At 43.3% G+C, this 4,705-nt stretch carries 4 protein-coding genes; 2 read left to right on the forward strand and 2 right to left on the reverse strand.

Annotated features, from left to right (window positions below):
• Window positions 1-76 precede the first annotated feature (76 nt).
• Window positions 77-1,048 (reverse strand): tRNA-modifying protein YgfZ, encoded by a 972-nt coding sequence (gene ygfZ, locus AB4238_RS17340; protein ID WP_372034566.1) that lies wholly within the window; start codon window positions 1,046-1,048, stop codon window positions 77-79.
• A gap of 163 nt (window positions 1,049-1,211) precedes the next feature.
• Window positions 1,212-2,441, reverse strand: a complete 1,230-nt coding sequence (gene serA / locus AB4238_RS17345; RefSeq protein WP_372034567.1) for a phosphoglycerate dehydrogenase — start codon at window positions 2,439-2,441, stop codon at window positions 1,212-1,214.
• A gap of 463 nt (window positions 2,442-2,904) precedes the next feature.
• On the opposite strand from serA, the gene AB4238_RS17350 reads away from it, so the two are divergent.
• The gene (locus tag AB4238_RS17350; RefSeq protein ID WP_372034568.1) at window positions 2,905-3,522 is read left to right on the forward strand and encodes a DUF2238 domain-containing protein; all 618 of its coding nucleotides are present in this window, start codon (window positions 2,905-2,907) and stop codon (window positions 3,520-3,522) included.
• Between the two features lie 203 nt (window positions 3,523-3,725).
• Window positions 3,726-4,394: a response regulator transcription factor gene (locus AB4238_RS17355; RefSeq protein ID WP_372034569.1), complete on the forward strand. Its 669-nt coding sequence runs from the start codon at window positions 3,726-3,728 to the stop codon at window positions 4,392-4,394.
• Window positions 4,395-4,705: the final 311 nt, after the last annotated feature.

Consider the following 4,705-nt stretch of genomic DNA (forward strand, 5'->3'; position numbering starts at 1 on the left):
ATACTGATTGGTATAAGCTGAATACCATCCATAAAAAAGGCGCTCAATGAGCGCCATTTTTAATTTATTTATAATATTACTCACTGTCTTCTAAAGAGTATGGCAGCTCAATTATGCGTAATTGTGATGCTTCATCGTCGGCAATTCTTAAGCTTGCGTCTAGCGGGGTGTCATTGGCTAGTACTGCGGTAAGTAGTACTTGTTGATCACGCTGTACGCTTTCAATAATAGTACCAGCACGACGGAAGCCAGCTCCCTCTTCTAGTGCAATCTCTAATACGCTTTCGTTGTTCAATGTTGCAGAGGTATTGCCGCTGACGATATAGAGGGCACGTTTATTGCCACCTCGGTACTTCATCCTAGCAATGGTCTCTTGCCCCATGTAGCACCCTTTATTGAAGCTGATACCATCGATCGCTTGTAAGTTACACATCTGTGGCACGAACTGCGCACTATGGGTTGCACCAATGTTAGGGTAGCCAGCAAGGATCTCTAGTGCTTGCCAAGCGGTCGCATCAAAAACGCTAACATCGGCAAGTAGGCTTGTGGTATCAACTTTACTTTGCTCTACAGCTACAATGAAACGGCCATTATCTTGTAGAACCATGCCATTATCGATAAGCGTTAGCTCTGCATTGAGTTCACCAAACTTTGCCGTTAACCAGCTTGCAGCTTGTTCGCCGGCAACACCTAGGATTAACCATTGCTCACTCACATCTGTAAGCTCAGCCTTACTAAACACTGCATATTTTTGTAGTTGCGGTAGATCTAATGCCAAGGTCTGCTTTGGCATCATCATAAATAGGGTGTCGTTTTTGGCAAAGGTTCTAAACGTTGCTAACATCTTTCCTTTAGGATCGCAGTGTGCGCCCCATCGCCATTGCTCTGCTTCGAGCGAGCTAATATCGGTAGTGACTTGGCCATGAATAAAGCTACGCCCCTGTTCACCGGTTACCGACATTAAACCAAGATGAGACAGGTGAGAAACCATTAAGGCAGGTTGCTGTCCGTTTAAAGGCCAGTTTGGCTGAGAAGTTGACAAGGTCATGAGCGAGTCCAAGAGTTTAACCAGAAGAGCAATGATTGTACCGCTAATCAATGGCGGCGAAAAGTTGCATCTATCTTGTTTATACTAATTCGGTTAAATATATTTAGGGTTGCTCAACGTAATTGAGCAGCCCTAAAGGTTATAGCTATATTCTCTATCTTAGCTAGTGCAGCAGTCGAGTTCTAATCGTGCCTTCAATCGCTTGCATTTCGATTAGCGCTTCATCGGCTTTATCGGAATCAACTTCCATCACCACATAGCCAATTTCTGCCGTTGTTTGCAGGTATTGTGCGGCGATGTTGATGCCTTTCTCTGCAAATGCCAAGTTAATCTGGATTAGAATACCTGGTCTATTACGGTGAATATGCAGCAAGCGTGAGGTTCCAGAATGTTGTGCTAAAGACACTTCAGGGAAGTTAACGGCAGTCATCGTTGAACCATTATCTGAGTACTTAGCAAGCTTGCCAGCAACCTCAATACCGATATTCTCTTGGGCTTCAGCAGTACTACCACCAACATGTGGAGTCAGTAGCACGTTATCCAGTCCACGTAGCGGGCTAATAAACTCATCGTTGTTTGACTTAGGTTCAACTGGGAATACATCTATAGCAGCGCCTGCTAAATGCTGCTCTTTTAGCGAGGCTGCTAGGGCATCAATGTCGACCACTGTGCCGCGAGAAGCATTAATCAATATGCTACCTTTGCGCATGCAAGCCAGTTCAGCGTGAGCTATCATCTCTTTTGTTTGCGGTGTTTCAGGTACATGCAAACTAACTACATCAGCTAGGGACAATAACTGTTCCATGGAGTGCACCTGTTGCGCATTACCCAGTGGCAGCTTATCTTCAATATCGAAAAAGATAACGCGCATACCTAAGGTTTCGGCCAAAATACCTAGCTGGGTGCCAATATGGCCGTAGCCAATCACCCCAAGGGTTTTTCCACGGGCTTCATAACTACCGGCGGCACTTTTGAGCCAGCCACCACGGTGCGCCATCGCATTACGCTGGGGGATCCCACGCAGTAACATGATGATCTCGCCTAGCACTAGTTCAGCTACACTTCGTGTATTAGAAAAAGGAGCGTTGAAAACTGGAACTCCTAGCTTTTCTGCGGCAGCTAGACTCACTTGATTGGTGCCAATACAGAAACAACCTATACCGACAAGTTTCTCTGCTTGGGCTAATACGGATTCAGTCAGTTGGGTACGGGAGCGAATACCAACAAAATGGGCATCCTTAACCGAAGAGAGTAGTGCCTCTTCGCTCAAAGCAGCCTTATGGTACTCAATATTGGTATAACCAGCTCGTTCGAATACATCTACCGCAGATTGGTGGACGCCTTCCAACAGCAGGATTTTAATCTTATCCTTGTCCAGCGAGTGTTTCGCCATGATTTATGTACCCTTTTGGTTTATTTGTATTTTTTATACCGCGCTTCACAGTTGAGACGACTAAATTCAAGCGTTAGCATGGTTTCGGTATAGACTGTCAATTGATATACCTAAACCACCGGAAGATACTTTTTGCCGAGCACCAGCATTAACTTTCTGCTGAAGTGCATTACCGTGGAGTTGCTGCTCCTTGCTGAGATAATGCAACAGCGAAGTTAAGTAATGCAAGGCGTTCATCGCGAGGTTTTAACCTACTTCATAGTTTGTATTTGATTTTGGTAAGGGGTTAGCCATTACCAGTAATCAATGATTTGGCTAAAGTTTGTTAAACTTCCACACAATTTTAGAGCTTCAGGTAGTCTGGGTTTGAACAAAGTAGCACTTTTTTTGCTCGCTGTAGAGGGCTAGATGGCTAAAGTGTTTATTCTAAATTTAGAACAATATCTTATATGGGGGAGATATTTTGAATAAAAGCGTTTTATGGCTAGTTATCTTTTTTGTGGTGTTAGCTTGGTCTGCTGTTGAGCCTAAAGATCAGTTCACTTGGTTTTTAGAGGTTCTACCTGCATTAATCGCATTACCTTTACTTGCTTTCACTCGTAAAAGTTTTCCGCTTACGAGTTTAGCTTATGTCTTAATTTTAATTCACTGTGTGATCTTAATGGTTGGCGGTCATTACACTTACGCCGAAGTACCTTTGTTTGATTGGATAGCCGAATGGACTGGGGGCAGCCGTAATAACTATGACAAAGTGGGCCACTTAGCCCAAGGATTTGTACCTGTCTTATTGGCACGCGAGGTGTTTATTCGTCTTAATGTTGTCAAAGTGGGAGCGTGGTGTAACTTTTTGGCGGTGTGCTTTACCTTAGCCTTTTCTGCTTTTTATGAGCTTATAGAGTGGTGGGTAGCAGAGCTTACAGGTGAAGATGCTGAGGCATTTTTAGGTACTCAAGGGTATGTCTGGGATACGCAATCGGATATGGCAATGGCATTAGTTGGGGCGATATCTGCAATCGTGTTATTGAGCCGCTATCAAGATAAATTAATTGCATTGAAGATGAACATGCAAGCTAAAGGGTAAAAATTAGTGATTAACACTATAAACAGCAGTAAAGTTAATGATTGTACTGCTATTACCAAGTTAATTTCATTAAGCATACTTTATTACTAGAACAACTCTATGTAGACTGGTATTGTCAGCTTTACAGCTATATTACGCTTTAAACTGTGTTTAGGCTGTTTTGAATTGAATGGATTAAGCGAAACTTTTCAGGGAGAGAAGTGATGAACGATATTGATGAGGTAGTATTCCTTCACCTGGTGCCAACCCCTTGTCACCTAGCCATGCTTGCTGAGTCAATTGGGCTGAAAACGCGAGTTATTTCAGATATTGAACAGTTGGAACCTAGTGGTAGCCGCAGTTTTTACCTCATTTCTCAACAGGGTGCTGCGATCGATTGTAACGGTATTCCTTTGGTTGCTGCACAATTGGTTAAGCATGTTCCTGTGGCGCTTTATGACGTAACAAAAGATTCGTTAGATGAAGAGTCTGCGCTGCTATTGGGTGTTAGAGGGTTGCTTTTCTCAGATCAACGGATGGACTTGCAGCTTACGGGTTTACGAAAAATACTGGCAGACGAGCTTTGGTATGACAGAACTTTGATAAGCCGAGTTTTCCGTCAATTAGTTAACCAAATTGATAAACCTTTGCAGTTATCAACCGAAGGTTCAGAATCATTTCAACAGTTAACCCGCCGTGAGAAAACAATCATTCAACTGGTATCAAGTGGCGCACGTAATAAAGAGATTGCCGAAGGCCTGTGTATTAGTGAGCACACTGTCAAAGCGCACATTTCATCGATTTTCAGAAAAACCCATGCCCGTAATCGCGTTGAATTATTACGTTGGGCAGAGCCGTTTCAGAATCAGCTAAACCTCCACGCAGCAGTGTAGATGCAGCCAAGTCGCTAAACGAAATGAAACGACCTACGGGTCGTTTTTAAGTTATGGGATCTAACACTATTTACATGAAGTATTCATTCGGTTGGAAAAAGTGCTGAAAGCAAAGTCTGAGGGGCTCACGTAGTGCGACTGAGGTAAAAAATGGGCAACACGCTCTATGCTTGGCTATGGGGTTTGGATATACGACTGATACCAATCAGTATAAGTAGTTGCTCTACTCAGAGTGTTTTTGGCGAACTAACTCAAGGTAGGCTAATCCAAAGTGAGTGATGATACAATGGTTATTCCCTTATGAGTTTATT

The organism is Shewanella sp. 10N.286.45.A1 (genome assembly GCF_041470405.1).
GTDB lineage: Bacteria > Pseudomonadota > Gammaproteobacteria > Enterobacterales > Shewanellaceae > Shewanella.

Coding starts and splice junctions, on each gene's coding strand:
- AB4238_RS17355 (WP_372034569.1), top strand. CDS start 3,726: ATGAACGATATTGATGAGGTAGTATTCCTTCACCTGGTGCCAACCCCT.
- ygfZ (WP_372034566.1), bottom strand. CDS start 1,048: ATGACCTTGTCAACTTCTCAGCCAAACTGGCCTTTAAACGGACAGCAA.
- serA (WP_372034567.1), bottom strand. CDS start 2,441: ATGGCGAAACACTCGCTGGACAAGGATAAGATTAAAATCCTGCTGTTG.